Source organism: Achromobacter sp. ES-001 (genome assembly GCF_019448355.1).
Taxonomy (GTDB): Bacteria; Pseudomonadota; Gammaproteobacteria; order Burkholderiales; family Burkholderiaceae_B; genus Achromobacter; species Achromobacter spanius_B.
Genome location: NZ_CP079940.1, coordinates 3,171,738 through 3,193,348, shown reverse-complemented (window position 1 = coordinate 3,193,348; position 21,611 = coordinate 3,171,738). Strand labels below are relative to the sequence as shown.

General features: G+C 65.1%; 24 protein-coding genes. 12 read left to right on the top strand and 12 right to left on the bottom strand.

The window, feature by feature from the left end:
- The first annotated feature begins 88 nt into the window (after positions 1–88).
- A complete protein-coding gene (locus KYT87_RS14475) occupies positions 89–1,672 on the top strand; it encodes a PepSY domain-containing protein (protein ID WP_219992535.1) in 1,584 nt (527 codons plus the stop codon).
- On the opposite strand, the gene KYT87_RS14470 is transcribed toward KYT87_RS14475, so the two are convergent.
- Positions 1,648–2,307, bottom strand: a complete 660-nt coding sequence (locus KYT87_RS14470; protein WP_046805711.1) for a GntR family transcriptional regulator — start codon at positions 2,305–2,307, stop codon at positions 1,648–1,650. The genes KYT87_RS14475 and KYT87_RS14470 overlap by 25 nt on opposite strands.
- Positions 2,308–2,461: 154 nt before the next feature.
- On the opposite strand from KYT87_RS14470, the gene KYT87_RS14465 reads away from it, so the two are divergent.
- The 7 genes from KYT87_RS14465 to KYT87_RS14435 all read left to right on the top strand — a co-directional run bounded on the left by KYT87_RS14465 (position 2,462) and on the right by KYT87_RS14435 (position 9,979).
- On the top strand, positions 2,462–3,244 hold the full coding sequence (locus KYT87_RS14465) for a LamB/YcsF family protein (protein ID WP_219992534.1): 783 nt from the start codon (positions 2,462–2,464) through the stop codon (positions 3,242–3,244).
- Positions 3,245–3,252: 8 nt separating this feature from the next.
- Complete coding sequence (locus KYT87_RS14460) at positions 3,253–4,878, top strand: urea amidolyase family protein (RefSeq protein ID WP_219992533.1); 1,626 nt, start codon at positions 3,253–3,255, stop codon at positions 4,876–4,878.
- A gap of 15 nt (positions 4,879–4,893) precedes the next feature.
- Complete coding sequence (locus KYT87_RS14455) at positions 4,894–6,630, top strand: biotin carboxylase N-terminal domain-containing protein (RefSeq protein WP_219992532.1); 1,737 nt, start codon at positions 4,894–4,896, stop codon at positions 6,628–6,630.
- 186 nt (positions 6,631–6,816) lie between these two features.
- A complete protein-coding gene (locus KYT87_RS14450; protein ID WP_219992531.1) occupies positions 6,817–7,149 on the top strand; it encodes a helix-turn-helix transcriptional regulator in 333 nt (110 codons plus the stop codon).
- On the top strand, positions 7,146–7,571 hold the full coding sequence (gene arsC / locus KYT87_RS14445) for an arsenate reductase (glutaredoxin) (protein WP_120155650.1): 426 nt from the start codon (positions 7,146–7,148) through the stop codon (positions 7,569–7,571). Before KYT87_RS14450 ends, arsC begins: the two co-directional genes overlap by 4 nt.
- 76 nt (positions 7,572–7,647) lie before the next feature.
- Positions 7,648–8,418: an arsenical resistance protein ArsH gene (gene arsH / locus KYT87_RS14440; RefSeq protein WP_370638765.1), complete on the top strand. Its 771-nt coding sequence runs from the start codon at positions 7,648–7,650 to the stop codon at positions 8,416–8,418.
- Between the two features lie 178 nt (positions 8,419–8,596).
- Positions 8,597–9,979: a ferric reductase-like transmembrane domain-containing protein gene (locus KYT87_RS14435; protein WP_219992530.1), complete on the top strand. Its 1,383-nt coding sequence runs from the start codon at positions 8,597–8,599 to the stop codon at positions 9,977–9,979.
- A 93-nt stretch (positions 9,980–10,072) separates the two neighbouring features.
- Here KYT87_RS14435 and KYT87_RS14430 read toward each other — a convergent pair whose 3' ends face one another.
- The 10 genes from KYT87_RS14430 to KYT87_RS14385 form a co-directional block, all read right to left on the bottom strand.
- Positions 10,073–11,029: a tripartite tricarboxylate transporter substrate binding protein gene (locus tag KYT87_RS14430; RefSeq protein ID WP_219992669.1), complete on the bottom strand. Its 957-nt coding sequence runs from the start codon at positions 11,027–11,029 to the stop codon at positions 10,073–10,075.
- 106 nt (positions 11,030–11,135) lie between these two features.
- Positions 11,136–11,936 carry a 2-oxo-hept-4-ene-1,7-dioate hydratase gene (hpaH, locus tag KYT87_RS14425; RefSeq protein WP_104145477.1) on the bottom strand — a complete coding sequence of 267 codons (801 nt, stop codon included), beginning with the start codon at positions 11,934–11,936 and terminating at the stop codon, positions 11,136–11,138.
- A gap of 54 nt (positions 11,937–11,990) precedes the next feature.
- Positions 11,991–12,410 (bottom strand): nuclear transport factor 2 family protein, encoded by a 420-nt coding sequence (locus KYT87_RS14420; RefSeq protein ID WP_104145478.1) that lies wholly within the window; start codon positions 12,408–12,410, stop codon positions 11,991–11,993.
- A 15-nt stretch (positions 12,411–12,425) separates the two neighbouring features.
- Positions 12,426–13,751, bottom strand: a complete 1,326-nt coding sequence (locus KYT87_RS14415; RefSeq protein ID WP_104145479.1) for an NAD(P)/FAD-dependent oxidoreductase — start codon at positions 13,749–13,751, stop codon at positions 12,426–12,428.
- On the bottom strand, positions 13,748–14,068 hold the full coding sequence (locus tag KYT87_RS14410) for a non-heme iron oxygenase ferredoxin subunit (RefSeq protein ID WP_104145480.1): 321 nt from the start codon (positions 14,066–14,068) through the stop codon (positions 13,748–13,750). The genes KYT87_RS14415 and KYT87_RS14410 overlap by 4 nt, the downstream gene beginning before the upstream one ends.
- A gap of 1 nt (position 14,069) precedes the next feature.
- Positions 14,070–15,338, bottom strand: coding sequence for an aromatic ring-hydroxylating dioxygenase subunit alpha (locus KYT87_RS14405; RefSeq protein ID WP_104145481.1), 1,269 nt, complete (start codon positions 15,336–15,338; stop codon positions 14,070–14,072).
- Between the two features lie 18 nt (positions 15,339–15,356).
- Positions 15,357–15,848 carry an aromatic-ring-hydroxylating dioxygenase subunit beta gene (locus KYT87_RS14400; protein WP_219992529.1) on the bottom strand — a complete coding sequence of 164 codons (492 nt, stop codon included), beginning with the start codon at positions 15,846–15,848 and terminating at the stop codon, positions 15,357–15,359.
- A gap of 81 nt (positions 15,849–15,929) precedes the next feature.
- The gene (locus tag KYT87_RS14395) at positions 15,930–17,030 is read right to left on the bottom strand and encodes a cupin domain-containing protein (RefSeq protein WP_120155643.1); all 1,101 of its coding nucleotides are present in this window, start codon (positions 17,028–17,030) and stop codon (positions 15,930–15,932) included.
- Between the two features lie 33 nt (positions 17,031–17,063).
- A complete protein-coding gene (locus tag KYT87_RS14390; RefSeq protein ID WP_219992528.1) occupies positions 17,064–18,062 on the bottom strand; it encodes an ornithine cyclodeaminase family protein in 999 nt (332 codons plus the stop codon).
- A complete protein-coding gene (locus KYT87_RS14385; protein WP_219992527.1) occupies positions 18,055–18,921 on the bottom strand; it encodes a fumarylacetoacetate hydrolase family protein in 867 nt (288 codons plus the stop codon). Before KYT87_RS14385 ends, KYT87_RS14390 begins: the two co-directional genes overlap by 8 nt.
- Before the next feature lie 216 nt (positions 18,922–19,137).
- Between KYT87_RS14385 and KYT87_RS14380 the strand changes: the two genes are divergently transcribed.
- The 4 genes from KYT87_RS14380 to KYT87_RS14370 all read left to right on the top strand — a co-directional run bounded on the left by KYT87_RS14380 (position 19,138) and on the right by KYT87_RS14370 (position 21,210).
- Positions 19,138–19,869 carry a GntR family transcriptional regulator gene (locus KYT87_RS14380; RefSeq protein ID WP_104145486.1) on the top strand — a complete coding sequence of 244 codons (732 nt, stop codon included), beginning with the start codon at positions 19,138–19,140 and terminating at the stop codon, positions 19,867–19,869.
- A gap of 215 nt (positions 19,870–20,084) precedes the next feature.
- Entirely contained in the window at positions 20,085–20,441 is a 357-nt protein-coding gene (locus KYT87_RS14375) for a DUF421 domain-containing protein (RefSeq protein ID WP_255594121.1), read from the top strand.
- Positions 20,442–20,444: 3 nt separating this feature from the next.
- The gene (locus KYT87_RS29810; protein WP_255594120.1) at positions 20,445–20,570 is read left to right on the top strand and encodes a hypothetical protein; all 126 of its coding nucleotides are present in this window, start codon (positions 20,445–20,447) and stop codon (positions 20,568–20,570) included.
- 79 nt (positions 20,571–20,649) lie between these two features.
- Positions 20,650–21,210 (top strand): DUF4142 domain-containing protein, encoded by a 561-nt coding sequence (locus KYT87_RS14370; protein WP_219992526.1) that lies wholly within the window; start codon positions 20,650–20,652, stop codon positions 21,208–21,210.
- A 16-nt stretch (positions 21,211–21,226) separates the two neighbouring features.
- Here KYT87_RS14370 and KYT87_RS14365 read toward each other — a convergent pair whose 3' ends face one another.
- A complete protein-coding gene (locus KYT87_RS14365; protein ID WP_219992525.1) occupies positions 21,227–21,607 on the bottom strand; it encodes a hypothetical protein in 381 nt (126 codons plus the stop codon).
- Positions 21,608–21,611: the final 4 nt, after the last annotated feature.

Sequence of the window (21,611 nt, the reverse complement as noted above, 5' to 3'; positions counted from 1 at the left end):
CTTTGCGGCCGGATCTTTGCGGCCCGATCTTTGCGGCTAGTCTTGGCCCCCCGCCTGGGGCGGCCCCGTTTCCTATTCGAGAGTTCCCATGTCCACACAAACCCTGGATACCGCCGCCGCGCCCGCGCGCACGCGAACCGCGGCCCCCAGCGCTTTTCTGGCGCTGATCACGCGCCTGCATTTCTATATCGGCCTGTTCGTCGGCCCCTTCATCCTGGTGGCGGCTGTTACCGGCACGTTGTTCGTGCTGACCCCGCAGATCGAAAACCTGCTGTACGCGGACCAACTGCGCACCGCCTCCACCGGCCCCGCGCAACCCTTGGCCAAACAGGTTGAAGCGGCGCAGGCCCACCTGGGTGCGGGCGGCCCTCGCTTGTTCGCCGTGCGCCCCGCGCCCACGCCGGGGGAAACCACGCGCGTCATGTTCACGCAGGCCGGCATGGGCGATTCGGAAAGCCGGGCGGTGTTCGTCGACCCCGTCACGTTGGCCATCAAGGGCGACATGATGGTCTACGGCACCAGCGGCACGCTGCCGTTTCGCACCACGTTGGATTATCTGCACCGCAATCTGATGCTGGGCGAACTGGGGCGCAACTACAGCGAACTGGCCGCGTCCTGGATGTGGCTGGCCACGCTGGGCGGGCTGGTGCTGTGGTGGACGGGGCGCCGCCGCGCGGCGGCGATCAGCGCGCGCAGCCCGCGCCTGCGAGCGCGCCGTTGGCACACCTTGCTGGGCTTGTGGCTGGCGCTGGGGCTGATATTTTTGTCCGCCACGGGCTTGACGTGGTCGAACTGGGCGGGGGCACGCGTGGATCAGCTGCGCGCGCAACTGGGATGGATCACGCCGGCGATTTCGCTGAAGCTGCCGACGGCAGGGCAGGGAGCCGGGACGGGGGCAGAGGCCGCCTCCGGGCAGGCGTCCGGCGGGGATGAACACGCGCATCATCATGGCGGCATGCAGATGGCCGGGGCGATGTCGCCCACCGCTGCGCCCACCGAAGCGGCCGCGCCGATGAATGCGCCGATGAATGCGCCGATGAATGCGCCGATGAATGCGCCGATGAATGCGCCGATGGACGCGCCGATGAGTGCATCCACGCATGCACCCATGAATGCCCCCTCAGACGTCGTCACGCAATTCGACCGCATCCTGCAAACGGCCCGGCAGGGTGGCATCGACAGCACGCAGCTGGAGATTCGTCCACCGCGTGGCGCCGGCCAGGCGTGGATGGTACGTGAAGTCGACCGGTCCTGGCCCACCCAAGTCGACACCATCGCCATCGACCCCACCACCTACGCCATCACCAGCCGTGCCGATTTCGACACCTTTCCGCTGATCGCCAAGCTGATCCGCTGGGGCGTGGACATGCACATGGGCATCCTGTTCGGCTGGCCCAACCAGTTGTTGATGGGCGCCATCGGCCTGGCGCTATCGACCATGATCGTGCTGGGTTATCGCATGTGGTGGCTGCGCCGGCCGGCAGCGGGCGCGAATGGCCAAACGCTGACGCAGGCGTGGGCCGCATTGGGCTGGCCGGCGCGGCTGGGCGCGCTGGCGGCGGCCGCCGTGCTGGGGTGGTGCCTGCCGGTAATGGGCGTCAGCCTGCTGGTGTTCCTGGTGATTGACGCGCTACGGTCGTGGCGCTTTCAATTGGCCACGCGGCGCGCGTAACTGGCCAGGACGATGCGCTCGGACTGCGCCAGGTAGTCCTTCAGCGCATCGGCCGCCTTGCCAAAATCTCCCGCTTCGACGCGTTGCAGAATCTGCTCGTTCATGTCGGCATACGGGGCGTGCAGGAATTCCGGGTCTTGCAGCAGGCCGAATACCAAGCGCAATTCGGCCAGCAGCAAGGCGAACATCGCGTTCAGGCGTTCGCTGTCGGCCAGTTCGACGATGGCCATGTGAAAGGCCATGTTGGCCGTGCCCACGCCCGCCCAATCCTGCCGCTCGCGACACGCCAGCGCGTCGTCCACCGCCTGCCGCATGCGTTGGCGGGCGGGGTGGTGCGGGTAGGCCTGGGCCAGCGCCTGGCATTCAATCATGCGCCGCACCCGGTAGATGTCGATAATGGACGCCATGCTGGGCACCGCCACCGCCACGCCACGGTTGGGCGCATAAGTCAGCAAGCCTTCCTTGGTCAGGTTGCGAAAGGCCTCGCGCAAAGTGTTGCGCGACACATCCAGCGATTGCGTCAGGGTTGCTTCCGATAGCCGCTGGCCCGGCATGAATTCACCATTGATCAAGCGGCGGCGAATCTGTTCAGTGACCTTATCGGTCAGGGTCTGGTGCGCGTCGGAGGTGGTCATAGGCGGTTGGGGCAATTACCGATAGCCGCTTGGGCAAGTTTGATCTACCATACTAACCAATTTGTAGAACAATTGTGTAACTATCGTTCCACACTACAAGCGGGGCACCGTGCGGAAATCCGCCTGCCCGGCGTCCGTGGACTAAGGATAAGACATGGCTGGGATCGATTTGAACAGCGACCTGGGCGAAAGCCTGGGCGCATGGCGCATGGGCGACGACGCCGCGATGTTGGCGGTGGTGTCCAGCGCAAACGTGGCGTGCGGTTTCCATGCGGGCGACCCCGCGGGCATTCTGGCCACCCTGAAGTCCGCGCGCGATAACGGCGTGACGGTTGGGGCGCACGTGTCCTATCCCGATCTGTCCGGCTTTGGCCGCCGCAATATGGACGTGGCCAGCACCGACCTGATCGCCGATGTCATCTACCAGATCGGCGCCTTGAAGGGGCTGGCCGCCGCCGCCGGCACCGACGTGCGCTACGTCAAGCCGCATGGTGCGCTATACAACACCATCGCGCACGATGCGCGCCAGGGTGACGACGTAATTGCCGCCATTCTGGAAATCGACCCCACGTTGGTCCTGGTGGGTCTGGCCGGCTCGCCCCTGCTGACGCGCGCCCGTGAACGCGGGTTGCGCGTGGTGGCCGAAGCCTTTGCCGACCGCGCGTACACGCCCAAGGGCGAGCTGGTATCGCGCCGCGAAAAGGGCGCCGTGCTGCATGACCCGCAAGCCGTGGCCGCGCGCATGCTGCGCCTGGTGCAAGAGGGCGTCATCGAAGCCATCGACGGCAGCCTGACGCGCGTGCAAGCCGATTCCATCTGCGTGCATGGCGACAGCCCCGGCGCGGTCGACATGGCGCGCGAACTGCGGCGCCAGCTTGAACAGTCGGGTGTCGCCATCCGGTCTTTCATTGACGCTGCCCCGGCACAATCCGCCTAGGAGGCCGTGTGCGTTTTCTGCCTGTAAACACCGACGCGCTACTGGTCGAACTGGACGATCTTGACCAGACGCTGGCGCTGTTCGCCGCGCTGCAAAACCGGCCCATTGCCGGCGTCACCGAGATGGTTCCCGCCGCGCGCACGGTGCTGGTCATCTTTCAACCCAGCCTGGTGTCGCGCGATGCGCTGATTGCCGACATCGGCTCCCGCGACACCACGGCTCACGTGGCGCGCGATGGCAAGCTGATCGAAATCCCCGTCCATTACAACGGCGAAGACCTGCATGAAGTCGCGCAGTTGCTGGGCATCACGCCGGACGAAGTCGTGCGCCGTCACACCGGCGGCACGTACAGCGTGGCCTTCACCGGCTTCGCACCCGGCTTCGCGTATCTCAGCGGCGGCGACCCCACGCTGGACGTGCCGCGCCGCAAGACCCCGCGCACCCGCATCCCCGCGGGCGCCGTCGCATTGGCCGGCACATTCAGCGGCGTCTACCCGCAAGCCAGCCCCGGCGGCTGGCAGATCCTGGGCGTGACCCCGGTCCCCATGTGGGACTTATCGCGCGAGACGCCGGCGTTGCTGCAACCGGGGTATCGGGTGCGGTTCATTGATGCCGGGGCTTCAGCCGGGGCTTCGACCGGAACCTCCGCCCAGGCTTCGACCTCGATTTCCGCCGACGCGGCCACCGCCGATTCCCGCGCCACACCCGCGCTGGAAGTCGTATCGCCCGGATTACAGGCCGTGTTTGAAGACTGGGGCCGGGCAGGGCAGGCGCGTCAGGGCGTGGCCGCGTCCGGCGCCATGGACCGGGGCGCACTGCGCGCCGCCAACCGCCTCGTGGGCAACGCGCCCGGCGAAGCCGCCATTGAAATCGTCTACGGCGGGTTCCAGCTGCGGGCGCACGGCCCCAGCGTCGTAGCCGTGACCGGCGCGCTTGGCGACGTCACGCTGCGCAATGCCGCCGGCACCACGTGGACGGCGAACACGTACCAGGCCATTGCGCTGGATGACGGCGACACGCTGACCCTGGGCCAGCCGTCCGCCGGCATTCGTTATTACCTGGCCGCGCGCGGCGGCTTCGACGTGCAATCGGTGCTGGGCAGCTGCTCAACCGACACCTTGGCCCGCGTCGGCCCCGAGCCCTTGGCGGCGGGCGACCGCATCGGCATCCGGCCAGCCGGGCAGGGCGCCATCGTCGGTGCACCCGAAATTGCCCCGGCGGATCTGCCCACGACCAACGTCGAGGTGGTGCTGGACGTGGTGTTGGGGCCGCGCACGGATTGGTGCGATGCCGAGGCGGTTGCGCTCTTGTCGCGCCAGGCCTGGACGGTGACGCCGCAGTCCAACCGCGTCGGCATCCGCTTGAACGGCGACGCGCCGCTGCAACGCGCCAACCACGCCGAACTGCCCAGCGAAGGCACCCGCAAAGGCTCCATCCAGGTGCCCGCCAGCGGCCAGCCCGTTCTGTTCCTGGCCGACCACCCCTTGACCGGCGGCTACCCCGTCATTGGCTCGGTGGCGCCGTGGCATCTGGACCGCGCCGCGCAAATTCCCATCGGCGCTCGCGTGCGCTTCAATCCCATTTCCGACTTCGTTCCGGTTGATGTTCCGGCCGTGTCCGTCAACCCGACCTAACTGAATCTGCCTGCCATGAAGAAAGTCCTGATTGCCAACCGTGGCGAGATCGCCGTCCGCATCATCCGCGCCTGCGCCGACTACGGCGTCAAATCCGTTGCGGTCTACGCCGACGCCGATTTCGACGCGCTGCACGCGCGCATGGCCGACGAGGCGTACGGGCTGGACGGCGACCGTCCCGCCGATTCCTATCTGAACATCGACAAGCTGCTGGACGTCGCGCGGCGCAGTGGCGCCGACGCCGTGCATCCCGGCTACGGCTTCCTGTCCGAAAGCCCCACCTTCGCGCGCGCCGTCGTCGACGCCGGCTTGACGTGGATCGGCCCGTCGCCGGAAACCATCGAACGGCTGGGCGACAAGGTCCAGGCGCGCAAGATCGCGTTGGCGGTCGGAGCCCCGCTGGTCGCTGGCACGGCAGACCCGGTCAACGGCGCCGAAGACGTGCTGGCCTTCGCCAACGAACACGGCCTGCCGATTGCCGTTAAAGCCGCGTTTGGCGGGGGAGGCCGGGGCCTGAAAGTCGTGTGGCGCATGGAAGACGTGGCCGACCTGTACGAATCCGCCGTGCGCGAAGCGGTCACCGCGTTCGGTCGCGGCGAATGCTATGTGGAACAGTTCCTGGACCGGCCGCGCCACGTCGAAGCGCAAGTGGTGGCCGACAAGCACGGCAACGTCGTCGTCCTGGGCACACGCGATTGCTCGTTGCAACGGCGCAATCAGAAGCTGGTGGAAGAAGCGCCCGCGCCGTTCCTGACGGACGACCAGCGCCAACGCATCCACGCGTCCGCCCGCGACATCTGCGCCCACGCCGGCTATGTCGGCGCCGGCACCGTCGAATTCCTGCTGAGCGCATCGGGCGCGATTTCGTTCCTGGAGGTCAACACGCGCCTGCAAGTCGAACATCCGGTCACCGAGGAAACCTGCGGGCTGGATCTGGTTGTTGAGCAATTGCGCATCGCTGACGGTTTGCCGCTGTCGTTCACCACCGCGCCCGCGCCGCGCTGCCACGCCATCGAATTCCGTATCAACGCCGAAGACGTGGGCCGAGGCTTCTTGCCGTCGCCGGGCCGCATTGAGCAGTTTGCGCCGCCGTCCGGACCGGGCGTGCGCGTGGACAGCGGCGTGGAGTCGGGTTCGACCATACCGGGCACGTTCGATTCGCTGTTGGCCAAGCTGATCGTCACCGGCGCCACCCGCGAACAGGCCATTGCGCGCGCCCGCCGCGCGCTGGCCGAATTCCGCATTGAAGGGGTGGCCACGGTCCTGCCGTTCCATCGCGCGGTGCTGGCGCATGACGACTTCCTGGGCGACGACACCGGCTTCAAGGTCCACACGCGCTGGATCGAAACCGACTTTGCCAATGACCTGGAGGCGGCAGTGCGCCCAACGGCGCTGGGCACGGTGACACTGCACCGGACCGCCGTCGAAATCGACGGCCGCCGCGTGTCCCTGGGCCTGCCGGCCGAACTGCTCCGAGGCCTGCAATCCGCCGGCGCGGCCGCAACGGCGGACGCAGGGCAGCCTCCCGGCAATGTCGCCGGCGCCGACAGCGTGCCGGCACCCATCGCGGGCACCATCCAAGCCTGGAAGGTGGAAGACGGCGCCACCGTCAAACAAGGCGAACTGATCGCCACGATGGAAGCCATGAAGATGGAAATGCAGGTGCTGGCGCATCGGGACGGCGTGCTCACACAGGAAGCAGCGCCGGGTAAGTCGGTGGCGGCCGGTGCGACGATTGGGCGGATTGAGTAAGCGGAATTCGGGTGTTTGAAAGAGAGGCTTGGACGTTGTCCAATGCCTCTTCTTTCGCCTTGGTGTATTACGCATAATGTGTATTATGTAAAGTAAGAAATTGACCTGGTTCTGAATTCCGCCCCGTAAACGCACACCGCCACCCTCCACATTCCGATACTTCAACAATTGTTGTAGTATCCGCGAATGGATAAAACCACCGCCGTCACTGTCTTCGAATCGCTGGCCTCCGGTGTCCGGCTGGACATCTTTCGCCTGTTGGTGCGCGCGGCGCCCGACGGCTGCGTGGCTGGCCAGATCGCGGCGGAACTTGACTTGCCCCCGACCAACCTGTCTTTTCACCTGAAGGCGTTGACGCAATCTCGTTTGCTGACCGTCGAACAGGAAGGACGCTACTTGCGCTATCGCGCCAACACCACCCTGATGTTCGGACTGGTTGATTACCTGACCGCCGAATGTTGCAGTGGCGTGGCGTGCGCCAAGCCGCACGACTTAACCGAACCTCACAGGACACCATGAACCCCGTCACCATCTATCACAACCCCAAGTGCGGCACCTCGCGCAACACCCTGGCGCTGATTCGCAACGCCGGCATTGAGCCGCAAGTCATCGAATATTTGAAGACGCCGCCGGATCGCGCAACGCTGGTCGATCTTATTTCCCGCGCCGGGCTGTCGGTACGAGACGCGATCCGCCAGAAGGAATCGGCGTACCAAGCGCTGGGCCTGAATGACGAATCGCTGTCCGACGCGGCGCTGATCGATGCCATGCTTGAAAACCCCATCCTCATCAACCGGCCCTTTGTCGTCACCGCTGCGGGCGTGCGGCTGTGCCGGCCATCCGAACTGGTGCTGGACATTCTTGACCAGCCGCAGCGCGCCGCGTTCACCAAGGAAGACGGCGAAGTCGTGGTCGACGACAGCGGACGCCGCGTGCGCTAGACCGTCGCCAGGCCGTCGCGGCTGCGCGCCTTCCACCTGCCCTTCCCCATCCCGTTCAAACGGAGCTCTACCCTCGATGGACGACCGCTTGCCCGCTTCAAACGAAGCCAATTACGCGTTGGACGACGCGTTGGACGACGCCCTGCCCGCGTTGGACGAAGCCCTGCTGGACGTGCCCAGCCACGACAAGCTCTCCCTGGCCCATGGCGCGTCCCATCCGCCGCGCATCCTGTTGCTGTACGGCTCGCTGCGCGAGCGTTCTTACAGCAGGCTGCTGGTCGAAGAAGCCGCTCGCATTCTGAACCGATTGGGCGCCGAGACGCGCATTTTCGATCCGCACGGCCTGCCGTTGCCGGACGGCGCGCCTGCCGATCATCCCAAGGTGGCCGAGCTGCGTGCGCTGTCGCTGTGGTCCGAAGGCCAGGTGTGGTGCAGCCCCGAACGCCACGGCACGTTGACCGGCGTCTTCAAGAGCCAGATCGACTGGCTGCCGCTGGAGACCGGCAGCGTGCGCCCCACGCAAGGCCGCACGCTGGCGGTCATGCAGGTGTCGGGTGGGTCGCAGTCTTTCAACGCGGTGAACGCGCTGCGCGTGCTGGGCCGCTGGATGCGGATGGTCACCATCCCCAACCAATCATCGGTGGCCAAGGCGTTCCAGGAATTTGACGATGCCGGGCGCATGAAGCCGTCCGCCTACTACGACCGCGTGGTCGACGTCATGGAAGAACTGGTCAAGTTCACCTTGCTGGTGCGCGACCGCAGCGACTACCTGACGGACCGGTACAGCGAACGCAAAGGCGTGGCCCAAGAGGTCGCGCGCCTGGCGCGCGAAGCAATGGCCCCCTGAAAACCTTGATCTTTGTCCAAGACTTTCGCCGGGTGCAGGACTATATTCATCGAACAATTCGGTGACAGAGAGGGTCGCGGTATCCCGTCACCGCAGAGGCATCTTGATGGCCCGTTCCATCAACCACGTCGACAGCGCTTGCCCGGACCCATGCGCGCGCTGAACCCGAAGGAGCAAGATGCGCGCGATTAAGCTGACACTGGTTTTTTCCTTGCTGCTGGTCGCGCTGTTGTGGGCGCTGGCCGATTCCCGGTTGTGGGGCGCATCAAGTCCTTATACGGTGCGCGCCGCGCTGATCCAGTTGTCCGGCTTGCTTGCCCTTGCCTGTATGAGCCTGGCGCTGGTGCTGGCGGCGCGCCCGCGCTGGCCCGAGCGACCGCTGGGCGGCCTGGACAAGATGTACCGGCTGCACAAATGGTTGGGCATCGGTGCCCTATTCTTCTCGCTGCTGCACTGGTTGTTCAAGAACGGCTTTCGGCCGGCGATCCAGTGGGGCTGGTTCGAGCCCGGCGCCCGGCCGCCGCGCCAGCCCCCGGTTGATGTCGTCGACACGTTTCTGCATCGGTGGCGGCACGACGCGGAAGCGCTGGGCGAATGGGCGTTTTACGGTGTCGTGGTGTTGGTGGTGCTGGCGCTGCTGCGCTTTTTTCCCTATCGGCTGTTCTACAAGACGCATCGGCTTATCGCGGCCCTATTCCTGGTGCTGGTCGTGCACGCGGTGGTTCTGCTGGACTACGGCTACTGGACGCAGCCGGTGGGGTGGCTTGCCGCCGCATTGATGGCGGCCGGCAGCGTGGCCGCCGTGCTTTTGCTGCTGCGGGCTTCCAACGCTGGGCGACAAGTGTGGGCGAAGGTGGTCGGCTTGACGCATTTTCCGGGGGTGGATTCGCTGGAAATCGAGTTGGAAACCAGCCCGGGGTGGCCGGGCCATCGTCCCGGCCAGTTCGTCTTTGCCATGTCGAATGCGTCGGAAGGCCCGCACCCTTATACGATTGCTTCCGCCTGGAAACCCCACGCGGCCCGCATCACCATCATCGCCAAGGCGCTGGGCGACCATACCCGCCGCTTGCCGCAAACCCTGAAACCGGGCCAGGCGGTACGCATCGAGGGCCCCTACGGCGACTTCACGTTTGACGACGGCATGCCCCGCCAGATCTGGGTGGCGGGCGGTATCGGCATCACGCCCTTCCTGGCCCGCATGGACGCGCTGGCCGATGCCAAGGCGAATGTCGATGCGAATGCCAACGGCAACGGCAACTCCCACCCTGCCACGCCGCCAGCAATCGACCTGATTCACGTGACCACCGAAGTCGATGACGCCGCGCTTGCCCGGCTACGGGCGCGCGCCGAGGCAGCCGGTGTGCGGCTGCACCTATTGATTCGCGCGCGCGACGGCAGGCTCAATGGTGAAAGGCTGCGTGCGCTGGTGCCCGCATGGCGCGAGGCCAGCCTCTGGTTCTGTGGCCCCTCCGCATTGGGCGAGGCGCTACGCAAGGATCTTGCCGCCCACGGCTTCCCAGTCGCGCGTCATTTCCATTTCGAGCTGTATAGGATGCGTTAGCGAATTCGTCCGGGCGACACCGAGGCCAGCGCCCGGTTATCAAAGGAAGCGCGTGACCGTGTGCCTCCGATCACGCCTCCTTTCCCGCCGCAGTCAATCGATCGCGGCGCCCGCCGTTTTCACCACTTTGCCCAGCCGCGTGTATTCCTCGGCGCCAAAGTCCGCCAGCGACTGGCGCGATGTGGGCGACGGGATGGCGCCGCGCGATTCCAGGGCCTTCTTGACCTCGGGCTGTTGCAGCGTGCGCTTGACCGCGGCGTTCAGCTTGTCCAGCACGGCGGGTGGCGTGCCTTTCGGCGCGTACAAGCCGTCCCAGGCGAAGAATTCATAACCCTTCACGCCCGCCTCGTTCATGGTTGGAATGCTCGGGTTGGACGCGACCCGTTCAGGCGTGGTGACGGCCAGCGCGCGCAATTTGCCGGCGGCAATCTGGCCCGACACGTTCGGCATGACGTCGATCAGGAACGAGATGCGTCCGCCCAGCAGGTCCGTCATGGCCGCGCCGCCGCCCTTGTAGGGGATGTGCATGACCTTGATGCCGGCCATCTGGTTCAGCAGTTCACAGGCAAGGTGCGACGACGTGCCGTTGCCGGCCGACCCACAGGTCAAGTCACCGGGGTGCGACTTGGCGTAGGCCAGCAACTGCTCCAGTGTCTTGAAACGGTCATCCGTGCCGTTTACGACCAGCGCGGCCGCAATGACGGTAAAGCGCGAGATCGGTTCGAAGTCGCTCGGCGTGTAGCCGGGAGATTTGTACAGCCAATGGTTGGTGGCCTGCGTGCCGTTGGTGCCGTACGACAGGGTGTAGCCATCCGGGTTGGCCCGCGCCGCGATGGAGGTGCCGATATTGCCGCCCGCGCCGGGGCGATTTTCCACGATGATGGACTGGCCAAGTTCACGCGATAGCGGTTCGGCCACCAGCCGCGCCAGCGTATCGCCGCCGCCGCCGGCCGCAAACGGCACGACCAATGTGATGGCGTGCGTGGGCCAGGCGGCCTGTTGGGCTACGGACTGAGTGAACGGTGCCGCTGCACAGGCGGCGGCCACCATGAAAATCAAGGGCTTAGAGGGTTTCACTGCTTGTCTCCTGTGGGGATATCGAACGCGCCTGCGCTTGGGGTTTAGGGATATCGGGCGCGCTGTTGTGATGCCGGTGTCAAACAAAGCGACAGCTGACCGAACCAAGTGGGCCGTAGTCCACATGGAACGTGTCGCCGGCGTCGGCAAAAACGGGCCGGGTGAACGAACCGCTAAGAATGATCTGGCCGGGTTCCAGCGACACGCCGTGTTCGCCCAGCTTGTTGGCCAGCCAAACCACGCCGTTGGCGGGATGGTTGAGCACGCCTGCGGCCAGGCCCGTTTCTTCAATCACGGCGTTGCGCGACATCATTGCGCCGACCCAGCGTAGGTCCATGTCGCCCACGCGCACCGGGCGGCCCCCCATTACCACGCCCGCATTGGCGGCGTTGTCGGCAATGGTGTCGAAGACCTTGCGGGGCCGCTTGGAATCGGGGTCGATCTGGTGCGACCGCGCATCAATGATCTCCAGCGCCGGAATCACGTAGCGCACCGCGTCCAACACGTCGAACAGGGTCACACCGGGGCCTTGCAGGGCGCGGTCAAGAATGAACGCGAGCTCGACTTCCACACGCGGCACGATGAAGCGGCCGCGCGGAATCTCGGCGCCGTCGGCGAACAACATGTCGTCAAGCAGTGCGCCGTAATCGGGCTCGTCGATCTGCGATGACAGCTGCATCGCACGCGAGGTCAACCCGATTTTGTGGCCGACCAGACGGCGGCCCGACGCAAGCTTGTGCGCGACCCATTCGCGCTGAATCGCGTAAGCGTCTGCAATGGTGATGTCGGGATGGTCCAGCGATAGCTGGCGCACCTGACGGCGGCTTTGCTCGGCTTCGTGCAGCCGTAGCGCCAGTGTTCTTATGGTTGTGGCATCCATTCATGTCTCCTTGGGGGCTGAATTTGTTTTTTCGTGCGTGGGAGGGTCGCCGGCTTACTCCGGTGGCAGATGGCGGCGGCTGCTCTTGTCGGCCAGGCGCCAGCCCTCTTTTGTTGCCACAAGCACGTCCTGGCACTCACGGATGGACACCAGTCTCGGTGCCCCGCCCTGCTCTTGCGGCACGCTTTCGTAGGCGGTCAGGAAGTAGCCCACCGTGGCGTGCGTGCGGTCCGTCGATACCAGCCGAAGGTTAGTGATGACATGGCAGGTGCTGCGCTCGGGCGCGCGGGCCTCCAGCGCCGCCAGGACTTCGTGCGGGCCACTAAGCTTGCGCCCCTGGCGCATCCAGACGCCGTCTTCGGCCATCAACGCGGCGGCGGCGTCATGGCGGCGGGTGTCCAGCGCATGAAAAAAACTCAGAACGACCGCTTCGCAGGCGGCTTTGATCGGCATGACTTCTGAAAGCGGTTCCATCTGGCTTCGGCTCCGTTAGCGGATTTCGGCATTGGCCAGCGGCACGTCGGGCCGCTGCAACAATGCGGGGTTCACAAGCGCACGTTGGGCGATCCACTTGCGTAGCTGCCGCAGATCGCGCGGCGCGTTCACGGTGACGGCTGCGACTACCCGGCCGCCGCCGTCCAGCGCCACCGACACCAAGGCTCCCGCGTCCGTTTGCGGGCGCAGCACTTCGCTTGCGGCCAGCGCGGGAAAGCCCACGATTTGCACCATGGCGTCGTATTGTTCAGACCAGACTGCACCGGTGGGCAGATACGGCGCGGGTTCGCCCAGCGCGGACAGGGCCGCCGCCGTGCCTTGGTCTTGCGCGTTTTGCCAGGACTCCAGGCGCATCGTTCCGCCGGCTTCAGCATGCGTGGACACCGCCACGTCGCCCGCCGCGTACACGTCTGGCGCAGAAGTGCGGCAGTATTGGTCGACCAGCACACCGCGCTGGCAGGCGATGCCGGCCTCGCGCGCCAAGGCATCATTGGCTTGCAGGCCCACGCCCAGCACCACGGCGTCGGCGACAAGGCGTTGCCCATCGGTCAGTTCGGCCAGGGGGTGGGAGCCAGTCAGCTCGGCTACGGACCGGGACTGGGACTGCGATTGGGACGGCCGCCCCGCTTGCGATTCACCTGGTTCGCGCAGCACCGCGCGCAGCCCCACGCCCAAACGAACGTCGACGCCCTGCGCGGCGTGCATCGCGGCCAAATGCGCGGACACGGCGGGAAGCACGCTGCGGGCGCATAGCCGATCGGCTTGTTCCAGTACGGTGACGCGGGTGCCGGCCTGGCGTGCCGTGGCGGCGACTTCCAGCCCGATCCATCCGCCACCCACGATCACGATGTGCTTGCCCGGCCCCAAGCAGGCGCGCAGGCGCAGCGCGTCGTCTCGGGTCCGCAGCACGTGGACGCCATGGGCGTCCGTAAAGGCCCCTGCGCCCTCGCCCCATGCCACGCCGGGCAGCGGCGGCACGATGGGCCGGCCGCCCATGCACAGGATCAGCTTGTCGTAGGCGATTGCGCCACCGTCGGACGTATCCACCTGCTTGTCCGCCAGCCGCAATCGCGTGGCGGCGATGCCTGGGCGAAAGGAAATATCCAGGGCGGCCAGGCGTTCGGCGGAGAACAATTCGGTGCTTTCGGGCGGCACACTGCCACTCAGTACCGCCTTGCTCAAGGGCGGGCGCTCGTAAGGCGCGTGCGCTTCGTCACCTAACAAGATGATGCGGCCTATGTAGCCCCGTTCGCGCAAGGTGGTGGCGGCCCAACCGCCCGCCTGCCCCGCGCCGACGATGACGATCGTGCCGGCGTTCACGGCGTTTGCGCCTTCAAATAAACCGTATCCGCCTCGACGCGGACCTCGTAGCGGCGCAGATCCGTGGTGACCGGCGGGCATTGCGGCTTGCCGGTGCGGATGTCGAACACGCCCTGATGCAGCGGGCATTCAATCGTGCCGTCCTCCAGGTAGCCGTCGGCCAGGCTGGCGTTGCCATGCGGACATCGGTCCTGCGTGGCGCAGATTTCGTCGGGCAGCTTGTACAGGCAGACCGCGTCGCCCTCGTGCATCACGCGCAATGTGCCGGTGTCGGGCGAAATGTCCGCAATCCGTGCAACGGGTTTCCAGGTATCCATATCAAAGCCCCATCGCCTTGCGGTAATAGTCATAGAACGACCGGATCAGCACTTCGGTCACCATGTAGTCGGCCGGCTCGGTATCGCGCCCGCCCATCTCGACAATGCCGCGCGCCTCGGGGTATCCCGTGACGCCGATCTGCACCTGGTTCAGCATTTCGCTGTCGTCCATGGACACGAAACCGGCCGGGCCCAGCAGATTGGCGTGCTTCAAGCGCAGCCGGGTCATTTCCTCGTCGTCATCCTCGTAGCCGTAATAGGTAAAGACCAACTCGTGCTCGGTTGGACTGCGGGGGATCACATGGCGCGTCTTGAGCGAATTGGCCTGGATGCCGAACTGCGCGGCGGGAAATACCCAGGCCCCCCCTACGCGGCCTCGGTTGAATTCAGCTCGCGGGGTCACAGTCTCCAGGTCCAGCAGTTCCAGGTCGTCCCGAAAACGGCTCATTTCGGTCGTGGCTTCTGTCTTCTTCTTGCCTTCGTTGTGCGACACCATGACGCTATGCGCGCCGCCGCCCGTGGGGATGCACTCGGACTTGGAATCCGCGCGCCACAGGCCGAACGTGATGTAGAACGTGTGCAGCAAGGTGGCGTGGTACGGGTCTTTCAGGTTTTCCAGGTACATCTTCCAGTTGCTGGGAATCAACTGGCGGCTGTATCCCAGCAGCTTTAGCGGCTTGCCCGGCAGCATGTGGTCGATTTCGGCCAGCACTTCGGGGCCGCAATAGTCTTCAAAGCTGGGCGCTTCTTCGGAGAACGTGGCCCAGATGGACCCGCCCCGATTTACGCTGCGCAGCTTGCGGATGCCGTTCTGCTTGGGGTCGAAATCGCGCGGCATGCCGCCCTTGCCCATGGCGCCACGTCGGAACGGCACGCCTTGCAGGTTGCCGTGCAGATCGTAATTCCATTGGTGATACGGGCAGGTGAAGTCGGTGACGCGGCCGGTGTTCTGCCAGCAGATCTGCGCGCCGCGATGGGCGCAGCGGTTTTCCAGCACATTCACATCACCGGTTTCGGTACGCACCATGATGACCGGGCGGTTGCCGATCCAGTTGCGCTTGTAGCTGCCGGTCTCGGGCACTTCGCATTCCAGGCCCACGTAGTTCCAGGTCTGGCCCGCGAAGAACACGTCCATTTCTTTTTGAAAGATCGCGGGGTCGGTGTAGACCCAATTGGGAATACGCGTGTAGCCCTCTTTGGGCCAGCGGCGTTCCAGGTGAATGGGGGCCGTGGCAGCGGTGTCCAGCACGGCGGAATCGGAACAGGTCATGGCTTTTCCTTAGCAGATTCAGATGGGCACGATCAGCGACGTGCGCACGCGATAGTTGTCGTACACGCAGTCGCGGCGGCTGATCGCCAGGCCGTCGGGGGTGACGCGCAGCACGTCCAGATAGCGCCCCACCATGTTCAAGGAGGGTTCGCGGTCGGACAGCGACTCCATCACGGCGAAGTTCGCTTGCGACACGATGTGGTCGCCCTGTAATTCCATGACGCGCACGCCACTGATGAAATGGCGCAGCGAACGCGGTTCGAACATGGTGGTTTCGCGCAGCGCGGTCACTCGGTCGCGCACCATGTTCTTGTTCATGCAATAGATAAGGCCCAGCGGCAGGCCGGCGTCGTGGTTCTCGCGAGACAACACGCGGTAATGGCAGTCTTCGGTGAAGAAGTCGGGCCACTCTTCAAGCCGGCCTTCGTCCAGGCAGAAGGCATAGTCGTCGTAGAAGTCCCGTAGTTGGGCGCGCAAGGCCGGCGCGTCGGACAGGTCAGTCAGAGTCATGGTGGATCCGGATGGCGTTGGATGAAAAGGCGCGGAGATGGCCGGGGTGTGGCGGTGCCCGGCAGTGTTTGACGACGACTGTCAGGACGCCGCGGCCAGCTGCGCGCGGTTGCTTTCAAAGCCGCTCTGGCTGCCCAGCGCCAGGATGGGTTCCTGCATGCGCTCCTGCCAGATCAGCGACTCCATGGCGATCTGCAGCGGGTGGTCCTGTACCGTCAGCGCGGACGTGGTCTCGGTACCGGAATGGTGCGAATGCATCGCCCAGCCGGGCGCCGACAGGATCAGGTCGCCCGCCTTCCAGTCCAGCCGCACGCCGTTGACCTTGCTGTAGCCGTTGCCGCGCAGGTAGTAGTTGATGGCCGACGAGCTGTGCCGATGCGGCACGTGGTGGTTGTCCGGCGGTGATGACGAGATGGTGGCGAAGAAACTGTGCGTGGTGCCGATGCGCCGCTCGGTTGCCGGGTTGTACAGCACGAACAGGCGGCGGCCGTTGTAGCCGCGTGCCATGTCTTCCACCGTCGGCAGATAGCGCGACACCGCCTGCCACGGCCAATGCAGCGCCTTGGATTCCAGCACGTCGATATCGATCAGCCATTCGTATCCCATCAGCCAGGCGCCCTCGGGCGTGATCTGTTCGCGCAGCGCCAGATCGCGCGAGCGAGCCGCGTCAGGGGCGCGGGGCGGCACGGGGCGGGTGTTGGCGTCCGCGGGCGGCACGTCGCCGTCAAACTCCTCGACGTAATGGATTTCCAGCTTTTCCAGTAACGGCGCGTTCGAATACGACAGCCGCACCCAAGGGGTCTTGCCCTCGTTGCGGTAAGCGTGCACCTGCATCGCGGGCGTGTTCCAGACGTCCCAGTGCCCCACGCGGATATCGCGCCCGGCCACCGTCGCGATGCCCTCGCCGCTGATACAGATTTCCAGCATGTTGGAGTTCTTGCGCAGGTTGTAGGTGCGTTCACCGGGGTTGACGACGTTGATGGTCACATCGGTACCTGGCGCCAGGCCCAGGCCGGGTGCGGTGGCCTGTGGGTGCGTAATGAGCGAGGCGCGGCGGCCGTTGTCGGGCCGGGGTGCGTCAATCAACCGCGCGATTTCCAGATCGATGTCCTCTTTCGGGATCACGATCGACGGCCACTTGTTTTGTTCGCGGGGGCTGGCCCCACTGACGTCGACGAACATGTTTGTTTCCTCTGTTTTGTTGATGGATCGGGATCAGGGCTGCGCCAGCAGCAGGTTTTCGCGGGTCTGCGGGGGCAGCGCCACGCCCAGGCCGTGTTCGCGGGCGTGCTCATAGACCACGCGCGCCATCGCCAGGTCGGACAGGCCCATCCCCATGCCCTTGAATATCGTCAGCCTCGCGTCCCTGGGTCGTGCCTTGCCGTCCGCCAGCCACTGGCCCAGCACCGACACGCTGTCCCACGGCGCGGCATCCGATCCAAAGCGTTCGCGCAGTTCGCGCGAGCCCTTGCGGGCGTTTTCAAGGTCGTCGACCACTACCTCGTCGGCCAGCTCGAACACGTCCTGGGCAAACTCGGCCTTGGCGGGCAGGATGGCGCCCACGGCGTTCAGGTGCCGGCAATCGGCCAACCTGGCGGCATTGACGAACGGCTCGACGGCGCGGGTGATCAAGGTGACGATGTCGCCGCCCTCCAGCGCGTGCTCAAGGCTTGGCGACTCCTGGACGTCGAACCCATACTTGTCCGCCATGCTGGCCACGAAGGCGCGGCGCTTGTCGGGGGTGGGGCTGTAGACGCGGACTCGTCGTAATGGACGCACCGCCGCCAGCGCAGCCAATTGCGTGACGGCCTGCGGGCCGGTGCCGATCAACGCGGCCCGCGTAGCGTCGGCCGGGGCCAGCGCCCGTGTGGCAACGCCGCTGATTGCCGCGGTGCGCAACATGCCCAGTGCCCGCGCTTCGATCACGGCGCGCAAGGTGCCGGTGTGCGCGTCGAACAGACTGAACAGCGACCCGCCGCCCGCCTTCGTGTGCACCCAGGTCTTGAAACCGGCGTAGCCGCCCTGCCCCGTCTGCACGGAACCCAATGCATGCATTGAGCTGCCGTCGCCCCAGGTGGCCAGTGTTTTGGGCAGGTTGCGGGCTTGCTCACGGGCTTGCGCCACCAGCATGCTGTGCAGCGCGTCGATGGCGCGGGGGATGTTCAACGCCGAGACGACGTCCCGCTCTGTCAGATACAGCAGCGCATCATTCATGCGCGTCTCCCGATGCATGGGCCGGTTCGTCGGCCACGGTGTTGACCAGCGTGCCCACGCCGGGAATGTCCACTTCCAAGGTGTCGCCCGCGGCCATGAATCGCGGCGGCTTGCGGCTGGAACCCACCCCTTCGGGCGTGCCGGTGGCGATGATGTCGCCCGGCGATAAAGGGGTGAATGCGCTGATGTAGGCGATCAATTCTGGAATGGGGAAGATCAGGTCCGACACGTCGCCCTGTTGCATCAGTTCGCCGTTCAACCGGGACTGCACCTGCAATCGGCTCGGGTTGCCCACTTCGTCCGCCGTGACCAGCCACGGTCCGACGGCGCCGCTGCGTTCGAAGTTCTTGCCAGGCGTGACCTGCGCGTTGTGCTTTTGGAAGTCGCGCACCGAGTTTTCGGCCATGCAGGTGTAGCCGGCCACATGCGCCAGCGCGTCTGCGGCTGCAATGTGACGTCCACCGCGCCCGATTACCACGGCCAGTTCGCCCTCGTAGTCGAAGCGGTCGGAGGCGCGCGGCTTCCACACCGCCTGCCCATGGCCCACCACGCTATCCGCAAAGCGGACAAACAAGGACGGGTGCGCGGGAAGTTCGCGGCCGGCTTCGGCCACGTGGCGTCCGTAGTTCAGCCCGACGCACAAGATTTTGCGAGGGGCCGGCACGGGCGGCAGCCATTGCAGATCAGCCAAAGACCGGCGCGGCATGCCGTCGGCCTGTGCAGCGCCCGCGATCTGCTCCACGCCGGCTTCCAACGCCGCGATGACGTCGGGCCATACGTGAGTCAACACCACGACGTCGGGTCCCTGTACCACGCCCCAGGCTTGGCGCCCGGCATCCAGGAAGCTGATCAGCTTCATTTTGTCTCCTGTACGTTTGGCGGCTAAGGCATGCAGCGGAATATCCCGTTGCATGCATTGGGCGGGTTATTTGCCCGCCTTCCGTTGTTTTTCCGAATTATTGCATGCAATTTCGAGGATTCGCAATACGCAATCTGTTTTTATCGGTCCGATTGCATGCAATTTTCTGGGTACACTTGAGCCCTTCCGACACTCTTCAGCCTTTGCCACCGCTCTATGGCCGCTCAGATCGATAAAGTCATTTCAGAACTTCGGGACATGGTGCTTTCGGGCGCGTTGCAGCCCGGCGAGCGTGTCGTGGAGTTGCAGTTCTCGGCGCGTCTGGGCGTTTCGCGCACCCCGCTGCGCATTGCCCTGACCGAACTTGAAAAAGAGGGCCTGCTTGAACGCTTGCCTTCGCGGGGTTTTCGCGTGCGGGCCTTTACCGTGGACGAGATCGGCGACGCCGTAGACGTGCGCGGCGTGCTGGAAGGGATGGCGGCGCGGCTGTTGGCTGAGCGCGGGGCTTCGCAAGAGGTGTTGGATCAACTGACGCAGGCGGTGGATGAAGGCCGCGCGCTGTTGGCCCCGGCGCGCCGCGACCCCAACACCACGGTCGACGCCCGCGCCTGGGGGCAAATCAACCGCCGGTTCCACGAAATCTTGTGCGCCGCCGCAGGCAATCGCGCCTTGTTATCGGCGCTCGAACACAACAACAAGACGCCGTTGGCAGGCCCCGCCGCGCTGACATTGCCGTCGACCCCTTCGCTGTTGGAAACGCCGTTTGTGCTGCGTGCGCAAGCCGATCACGAAGATCTGTTGCGCGCCATCTCGCGCCGCGAAGCGGTCCGCGCTGAAAATCTGATGCGCGAACACGCCTACCGAAGCCGGGAGAACAAACGCGTATTGCTGGAATCCCTGCGCGGCGCGTTGCCTGCGCAACCCCTGCTGGCCGACAGCAGCGCGTAGGCGGGCGGCGTCTATGCGCGCGCAGTCAAGCCCGGATCTGCGCGCGTATTTGAGACCGTATTTGAACTCGTATCTCAGGGCCCACACGGCCCCCACCCCCCACAGGCACAACATTTGCTGCTTCCTCGGCATCGCCGCCCCAGCGCGGCTTAGGTGTTGTCGCCACGATGTCGGATATTGCTGAAATTTTTGCGCTTCAAGCCGGGTTCGCGGAAATGATTGTCCGCGGCACCACCATGTATTGGGTGTTGTACGCGTTGCTGCGCATATCGGGGCGCCGCGACATGGGCTCGTTGGGCGTGGCGGACATGCTGGTGTTGGTGCTGGTGGCCGACGCCGCGGGTAATGCCATGTCGGGCGATTCTTATTCCATGGGAGACGGCATCATCGTCGTCACGACGATTGTCGGGTGGAGCTATCTGCTGGATCGCCTGTGCTATTACATCCCGCCCATGCAGCGCTTTCTGGAACCGCAGCGTATCTGCCTGATCCGCGATGGCCGCATCCTTGTGGCGGGTTTGAAGCGCGAACACATCAGCCGGGGCGAATTGATGGAACAACTGCGCCTGTAAGGCGTGGGCGACATCAGCCGCGTCAAGCGCGCGTACCTGGAACCCACCGGCGAATTCAGCGTAATCAACCAGACCGAACATCCCGTGCCGGAGAATTCCACGCTTGAGGAATCCGAGAACAAGCCATGACGGCGGGAACGCGGTTTGCTGGATAGCACAAGGGTAGTTCTTATCAACGGCGCGCCGCGCCACCCCTTGGGAGACGTACATGAAAACTCGCACCCTTACCGCCGCCCTGCTTTCGGTTGCCGCGCTAGGTGTCGGCACCGCTGCTGTTGCGCAGCAGACTTCGCCCGCCGCGCCCGCCACGCCGATGGCCGCCGATTCCAAGCTGGACAGCAAAGACCGCGATTTTCTGGAAAATGCCGCACAGTCGGGTCATATGGAAGTGGAAGGCAGCAAGCTTGCCCTGCAGAAGTCGCAGAACGCTGAAATCAAGAGCTTTGCGCAGAAGATGATCGACGACCACGGCAAGGCCGGAGAGAAACTGGCCAGCCTGGCGAAGAGCAAGGGCTATGACGCGCCGACCGAGCCGTCGTTGATGCAGCAAGCCAAGCTGAAGACGCTGGGCATGCGCGACGACGGGTTTGACAAGGCCTATGCCGAAGGCGTGGGCGTGTCGGCGCACGAAGATGCGGTCAAGCTGTTTGAAGACGCATCCAAGAATGCCAAGGACCCGGAGATCAAGCAGTTCGCGACCGAAACCCTGCCCACCTTGCAGCAGCATCTGCAAATGGCAAAGACGCTGGAACAAGGCGTGAAAAAGTAGCCTTGACGCCAGGCCGCTAGCCGCAGGCGGCAACCAGGAAAACCGGCACGGTCTGCCAAACGACCGCCAACGCCGACAACACGCACAACGCCCCGGTCAGCCAAGCGCGAAAGCGCGCGCCGTCCGGGGCGTTTTCACGTCTGGACCGTCGGGCCGCGTGGCGCGCGGCCACCGCCATTGCCATCCACGCGGCGACGCTGGCGGCAATAATTACCCAGGACGACACTGGCAGGCCACCCGCCTGCATCGCGAACGCGGAAGCGGGCCGCGCGCATGCCAATGCGTTGACGATGTAGATACCCAGAAAGTGCACCATCCAGATGAGGGGGCCGGCAATCAGCAGCAACAGGTCGCGGCCGAATGGCGAGGTCAGGCGCGGGGTCAGAGGCAGCTTCATCGCC